This is a genomic window from Micromonospora sp. NPDC049230, from assembly GCF_040647875.1.
Classification (GTDB): Bacteria; Actinomycetota; Actinomycetes; order Mycobacteriales; family Micromonosporaceae; genus Micromonospora.
Map to the genome: position 1 here is coordinate 46,404 of NZ_JBEZCZ010000047.1, position 6,157 is coordinate 52,560.

Consider the following 6,157-nt stretch of genomic DNA (forward strand, 5'->3'; position numbering starts at 1 on the left):
ATAGTGGCGAACGTTGCCGCGCCGGTGACACACCGGCGCGGTCACTCGGCGGTGCGTGCGAAGAGCCGTCCGGTGTAGGTGAGCGACACGACCGCTCCGACGACCGCCAGGCCGTACGCCCACGCGACTCCGCTGTTCCAGGCGTGTCCGGCGTACAGCTCGCGGGCGCCCTCCACCACTGTGGTGAGCGGGTTGGCCAGCGACAGCCAGCGCAGCCAGTCCGGCGCGTACGTCATCGGCACGAAGATGCCCGACAGCAGCGTGAGCGGCATGGTGATCAGGCTGATCCCCGGGCCGAGCACCTCGTTGGTCTTGAAGATCAACGCGAGCGCGTACGACAGGGGTGCGATGCCCAGGGCGAGCAGCAGGAGCAGACCCGCCATCTGCAACACCTGGAGGGGGTACAGGTGCAGCCCGAACGCCACCGCCGGCAGGGTGATCATCACGCACTGCATGAGCAGCACCGACGCGTCGCGCATGGTGCGCCCGAGCAGCAGGGCGAATCTGCTGACCGGGGTCACCTGGAACCGCTCCAGCACACCGAAGTGCGTCTCGGCGACGAGCGAGAAGCAGGCGTAGAGGCAGGTGAAGATGGCCAACTGCACGAGCAGGCCCGGGACGTACAGGTTGAGGACCCGGTCCGGGTCCGCCCCGCGCAGGCTGCTCTTGAGCAGGGGGGCGAACAGGATCAGGAAGAACAGGGGCTGGACCGTCATCACCACCACCCCCCGGAAGCTCTGGAAGGTGCGGATCATGGCGCGCTGGTAGACCAGCCAGGTCTCGGTGAGCAGCTTCACTGTGCACTCCTTGGTTGTCCGGGGAAGGCGTCACTTCGCATCGCGAAGCGACCTGCCGGTCTTGCGGAGGAACACGTCGTCGAGCGACGGCCGCTCCAGGGCGATCGATCTGAGCTCCGCCCCGTGGGCGTCGAGCAGGCGCATCACGTGCGGCAGCGCGGTCTCGCCCTTCTCCACGAACAGGCGGACGGTCTGCGGATCGGGTTCGTCAGCGTCCCGAACGAACGGCTGCTCGGCCAGCACCTTGCGGATGGTCTTCGCGTCGCCCTCCACCCCGACCACGATGATGTCGCCCGCGATCTCCCGCTTGAGGTCCTGCGGGGTGCCCTCGGCGGCGATCTGGCCGCGGTCGATGATGACCAACCTGTCGCACAACGCGTCCGCCTCGTCGAGGTAGTGCGTCGTCAGGAAGACTGTCATCCCCTCGTCGCGCAGCCTGCGCACCTGGACCCACAGGTTCGCCCGACTCGGCGGGTCGAGGCCGGCGGTCGGCTCGTCGAGGAACAGCAGCTTGGGCGAGTGCATCATGCCGAGCGCCAGGTCGAGACGCCGACGCTGACCGCCCGAGTAGGTGCCCGTGCGCCGGTCGGCGCACTCGCCCAGCTCGAAGGCGTCGATCGCCCACTGGGCGCGGGCCAGCGCCGCGGACTTGTTCATCCCGTGGAACCGGCACTGGATGATCAGCTCCTGCCAGGCTGTCATGGACGGGTCGGTGCCGCCCCGCTGGCCGACGTAGCCGATGTGCTTGCGGACCTCGCGGGGCTGCCCGACGAGGTCGGCGCCGCAGACGGTGGCCCGACCGAAGGAGGGACGCAGCAGGGTCGCGAGCATCCGTACCGTTGTCGTCTTGCCCGCGCCGTTGGGCCCGAGGAAGCCGAAGACCTCCCCGGCCTTCACGACGAGGTCCACGCCGCTCACCGCCTCGACCTTGCTGCGACGACCGCGGAAGGTCTTGCCCAGCCCGATACTCTCGATCATGTCTCCCGCTCTCAGGGTTGTGGCGGTCTCCGCGCACTCACGCCACGTCGGCCCGCGACGCCGGTGCGATGAGCACGCCCATGTGCTCGATTCCGTAGGTGCCGGGCCGTGATCGCAGACGCGGCGGACGCTCCGGGTCGATCGACATCCGGTCCAGATGCGGGTAGAGAGCGCGGAATGCCCTGCCCGCGAACATCTTGCCGAGCACGGCGCCGGGGCAGAAGTGCGGCCCGGCGCCGAAGGCCATGTGGTCTTCCTTGTTCGGGCGGTCCAGGTCGAACACGTCTGGTTCGGGAAACTTGCGCGGATCGCGATTGGCCGCGGCGAGCAGCGCGTGCACGAGGGCGCCGCGGGGGATCACCGTGCCGTGCAGATCGACGTCCACCTCTGCCCGGCGCAGCAACCATGGCGTCGGAGTATATAGACGAAGGTATTCGTCGATAAAGTCGTCGGTGCGGTCCGGATCGGCGGCCAGCACCCGGCCCAACTCCCGGTCCTCCAACAGCATCCGCACTCCGCCGCCGAGCAGGTTCATCGTGGTCTCCATGCCGGCGGCCACGTAGGACCAGCCGAGGCCGACCATCTCGTCGTGGTCGACGTCCCCGGACTCCTTCCGACTGACCAGATCGCTGAGGATGTCGCCGCGGTGCGGGCAGCCCACGCGCTCGGCGGCCAACTCGTCGATGTACCCCACCAGGCCCATGAAGTCCTCGAAGAAACCCGGCACCTGTTCGGGGTCCAGGCCGCCCATCACGGAGAAGACCTCGATGACGGCCTGGGACCAGCGCTGCATCTCGGCCTTGCGTTCCATCGGAAAGCCGAGCATGCCGCCGACGACCCGCAGTGGCAGCGCGGTGCTGAACTGGTCGACGAACTCCACCGAGCGCTGGGCGAGCAGGTCGTCGACGAGTTCCTCGACGGTCTGCTGGATCCATCCGTTCAGGGTGCTCAGGGCGCGCGGGCCGAAGGCACGGTTTGTCACCCGGCGCAGCCTGGTGTGGTCCGGGGCGTCCCGGTTCACCATGATCGGCAGATCGAGGAAGTCGCCCCGCCGCACGTGCGACGAGAACTGCCTGCGGTCGCGCAGCGCCATCGCCACGTCCTCGTACCGGCTCAGGAGGTAGAAGTCCTCGCCGTCCGGGGTCGTGGCTGTCGTACGGTGGACCGGAGCCTCCTCAAGCAGCCGGCGGTACATCGGCCAGGGCAGGACACGATGCGTGGGATCGGCCGGGTCATAGTTGATCGGCTCGTGCGTCACGGAGTGCACGGACTGCTCCCTTCGGAGGGTCGACGAACCGGGCGGAGACGAACCGTCGCAGGTAGGTGTGCAGGAGCCCGCTGGTCATCGGCGGGCAGGTCAGCCCAAGCCCGGCCAGGGCCTGCCGGGTCGACGCCGACTCGAACCGTGGCACCCGCGCGTCGTCGATGGTGTCCACGAGGAAGGGCACCAGGCCGAGCAGAGCCATCGTCCCGGAACGCGACCCGGTGATCCGTTCGCGCCAGTCGTCCCACGTGGTCAGGTCGATCGGATACCCGAACGCGCGGACCATGTCGAACAGCCGCGGCCAGGTCAGCTCGCTGTCGTTGACAAGGTGGAAGGTGGAGCCGTTCAGTTCGGGGCGGCGGGACGCCTCCACCACGGCCGCCGCCACGTAGTCGATCGGCGCGGGTTGCAGGTGGATGTTGACCTCGCGCGGTCCCACTCCGGCCTCGATGCAGCCCTTGAGCATCATGTTGAGGTGGTCGTGCCGGTTGAACGCCCCGGTGCGGCTGTCCCCGCCGGCATTGACCCGGTGGATCGTGATGGGTACGCCCCGCTCGTGCGCGGTGCGGACCATCTGCTCGGCGACCCACTTCGACTGCGCGTACCCCACCGACAGCGGACCGCTCTCGATCGGCAGCTGCCACTCGTGGACGCTGTCCGGCTCGTACTCCACCGAGGAGAACACCCCGACTGTGGAGATGAGGTGCACCGGGAGTGCCGGGCCGGCCAACGTGGCGAGGCGCAGCACCTCCAGGGTGCCGTGCACGTTCGCCCGCTCCAGCGCCCGGTACGGATATGTCCACTTGACCTGGGCGCCGCAGTGCACGATGTCGCCGCAACGCGCGTGCAGGTCGGCGAACGCCTCGTCGCCCAGGCCGAAGCGCGGCTCCGTCAGGTCACCGGGCACCGCGACGATCCGGGCCCGGTGCCGGTCGACGTCGATGCCGTAGGTGTCGAGGTTGGTGAGGATCCGCTCCAACGCGCGGTGCGCGTTGCTGGCCCGGGCCAGGCAGTAGACGTCGCCGTCGCGCCGTTCGAGCAGTTCGGCAAGCAGGAAGGCGCCGACGAAACCTGTCGCGCCGGTCAGCAGGGTGCCACGCGGGGCGCTGTCGGGATGCCGCGCGGACGCGTCGGCGGCGATCGACGGCGGGAGCGCGGCACGCGCGGCCATCTCGTCCACGCTCATCCGGGTGAGCTTGCCGGTCTTCAGTATCGACAGCGGGCGGGGTTGGGCGGCGAGGACGGGATCCAGCGCGGGCGGCGCCGGGGCCACGACTGGGCCTCCGTCCGGCGCGGGCCCGGGGCCGGCGGCGCGGATCTCGTCGGCGAGCATCGTGGCGAGCGTGGCCGGCGAGGCGCTGTCGAAGAGGACGTCCATCGGAACCCGTACGTGCAGATCGCGTTCGACAGCGCTGCGGAACTCGGCGATCATCAGCGAGTCGGCCCGTGCGGTGACCGGTCCGGCCGGGTCGATGTCCTCCGCTTCGCATCCCTCCACCGAGGCCAGCAGCGCGCGAAGGTAGCGCTCCAGGCGTTCGCGTGCCTGCCGCGGGCTCGTCCGGCGCAGTCGCGACACGTCGGGTCGGGCAACCTTCGGACCGGTCTGGGCCCGGCTCGACGAGCCGTTCGACATCGAGGACGGCCGGGCGGTCAGCCGCTCGACCGTCGCCCCGGTGAGTGCGCTGAACGACACCCCACTGATGAGGGCGTGGAGCAGGCCGTCCTCGTCGGTGATCGACACGTCGCCGACCAGGCCGTCGTCCCGGCCGGCAGCGTCGTGTAGAACCGCAGTGCAGCGTATCTCGCTGTCGGTGAGGGCTCGGTGGACTGTCAGGCCCTCGAACCCGGTGCCGACGTACACCTGTCGTTCGGGTCCGGCGTCCGCCCCGGCCGCCACCGCGATCAGTTGCACGCAGGTGTCCAGCAGGAGCAGGTCGGGCCGTACGCCGGCGGTCAGCGCCGCGCACGACGGGTCCGGCGCGGCGACGTACCCGACCGCGGCGGCCCGGCCGCGCAGCGCCGACTGCACCAGCCGGAAGCTCGCGCCCAGGGCGAAGGACGGATGCCAGGCTCGCTTGTAGAACTCGTCGTGGTCGATGTCGTCGAGGCACCGGCCGCGGGCCCGCTCGAACCCCTCCGGTTCCAGCTCGTCGGCATCGCCCGAGTCGGCGGCGACGATGTCGGCCTCGAGCAGTTGCTGCCAACCGCTGTCCGGGTCGTGCGCGAAGACACGGACGCGGGCGCCACCAGCGTCGTCCGGGTCCAGGATGGTCTGCACCGTGCGCGCGGCGTCGTCGGCGAGGATCAACGGTCGGCTGAACGCCAGGCGCGCGACGGTGAACGGCCCGTCGAGGGCGCGTTGCGCGCAGCGGTGCATCAGTTCGAGGAAGACGACGGCGGGGACCAGGATGCGGTCGTGCACGCGGTGCTCGTCGAGCAGCGGCAGTGCCGCCAGCGACAGGTGCGTCTCGGCGATGAGCTGCCCGGACGCCGTGTCGGTGAAGTGCGGGCGCAGCCCGGTGCCCGCGTCGGCCGGTGCCGTCTGGTGCGGCGACGTCGGCACCGGGGTCATCTCGTGCCGCAACGTCGGCACCCAGTAGTCGCGGTGTTCGAACGGGTAACGCGGAAGCTGCGGGATCCGCTCCGGACGCTGGCAGACCGCGGACCAGTCGACCGGTACTCCCCGGGTCCAGAGCACACCCAGCGACTCGTGCATCAGACGCCGGTGTTCCGGGTCCGGGTCGTCGGGGGCGTAGGTCGGCAGGTAGAGGGCGGTGTCCCCGCCGGGGGAGTCCCGGACGAGATGCTCGAGAGCACGGGGTCCGAGCTCGATGAGCAGCGCGGTGCCGCTGGCCGTGGCCGCTTTGACAGCGGTGCGGAACTCCTCGGGATCGTGCTCGGTCAGCACAGTGTCCGCGACGACCCCGTGCGTGCGCCACCAGGTGACAAGGGGTTCGGGGTCCGGCGACGCGGCGGGCACGAGGAAGGTGATGTGGGGGGTGGTGGTGGGTGGGGTGTGGTTGTGGGTGAGGTGGGGGTGTGGGGTGTTGGTGGTGAGGGCGGTGAGGGCGTGGGTGAGGTGGGTGGGGTTGGTGGTGGTGATGGCGGCGCGGTGGGG

4 protein-coding genes are annotated in these 6,157 nt (G+C 70.1%); all 4 read right to left on the reverse strand.

Annotated elements, in window-relative coordinates; all coding sequences use genetic code 11:
• Positions 1 to 41: 41 nt before the first annotated feature.
• Positions 42 to 797 carry an ABC transporter permease gene (locus AB0A95_RS29460; RefSeq protein ID WP_357558994.1) on the reverse strand — a complete coding sequence of 252 codons (756 nt, stop codon included), beginning with the start codon at positions 795 to 797 and terminating at the stop codon, positions 42 to 44.
• Between the two features lie 30 nt (positions 798 to 827).
• Positions 828 to 1,775 carry an ATP-binding cassette domain-containing protein gene (locus AB0A95_RS29465; protein WP_357558995.1) on the reverse strand — a complete coding sequence of 316 codons (948 nt, stop codon included), beginning with the start codon at positions 1,773 to 1,775 and terminating at the stop codon, positions 828 to 830.
• Between the two features lie 37 nt (positions 1,776 to 1,812).
• Entirely contained in the window at positions 1,813 to 3,042 is a 1,230-nt protein-coding gene (locus tag AB0A95_RS29470) for a cytochrome P450 (RefSeq protein ID WP_357558996.1), read from the reverse strand.
• Positions 3,008 to 6,157 (reverse strand): thioester reductase domain-containing protein (locus AB0A95_RS29475; RefSeq protein ID WP_357558997.1); only part of this gene is annotated, 3,150 nt, incomplete at its 5' end. The genes AB0A95_RS29475 and AB0A95_RS29470, both read right to left, overlap by 35 nt.